Source organism: Okeania hirsuta, assembly GCF_003838195.1.
In the GTDB taxonomy this organism is placed as follows: domain Bacteria; phylum Cyanobacteriota; class Cyanobacteriia; order Cyanobacteriales; family Microcoleaceae; genus Okeania; species Okeania hirsuta.
The window spans coordinates 1-852 of record NZ_RCBY01000643.1; the positions used below are offsets into that span (position 1 = coordinate 1).

At 35.1% G+C, this 852-nt stretch carries 1 protein-coding gene; it reads right to left on the reverse strand.

The window, feature by feature from the left end; all coding sequences use genetic code 11:
* Positions 1–396: 396 nt before the first annotated feature.
* Positions 397–603, reverse strand: a complete 207-nt coding sequence (locus D5R40_RS40505; protein ID WP_124142862.1) for a helix-turn-helix domain-containing protein — start codon at positions 601–603, stop codon at positions 397–399.
* Between the last annotated feature and the right edge of the window lie 249 nt (positions 604–852).

Below are 852 nucleotides of genomic sequence, written 5' to 3' on the forward strand. Positions count from 1 at the left end.
CTAAATGTAGCAAAGGTTTTAATACCTAAATCTATACCTACTGAATTATCAGTTTGAGGTAAGATTTCTGGTTGTATTTCTACTACAAAACTCAAGAAATATCTATGAGCGGAATCTTTGATTACTGTTACTGATGATGGAGCAGCAGGTAAATCTCTTGACCAAACAATTTTCAGCTTTCCAATCTTAGCTAAATAGACTTTATGTTGACAAACTTTAAATCATCATGAGTGTAAACCTAGCAGTTTGCGCGTGACTTTCTACTTTTAAATTTAGGAGGTCTAATAGGTTAGGTCTACCTTTCTGTTGACCTTTAGTTGATTTGAAAAAATTTTGATCAGCCTGGTTTAAATCATTTAAAGATTGCTGCAATGGTATAGCAGAAACTTCTGATAACTACTCTCTGTCTTCAGTGTTTTTCGATTGAGTGATCAACTGTTTTTGTAGCTCGGAGTTAGTGGGTTTCTTCTCTCCTAATTGATACTTTTCTTGACAACAAGCTAGACTATCATTCCAAACTACACGGACACAACCAAATACCTTGGCTAATCGGTATTTTTGTCCCGGTGTTGGATAGATACGATACTTAAATCTAGCTTTCATAACCTGACTTTCAAACTAACAACATGATAACATACTTATCAAAGAAAAATCAATTTAAAAGTCCCCCTTTTAGGGGGAGGCTTTCAACCCAATTTTCTGGTAATTTGAACAAAAGATGAAGTTAGATTTTTCTTATTTCGCGACAAGTCTATTATGTATAGCAAGGAACGAGTTAGTTAGGATATATACTGATGATGAACCTTAGAGAGGGAAATGCTTTTCCCACTTTTGCCTCACAGGAGTGCGCAT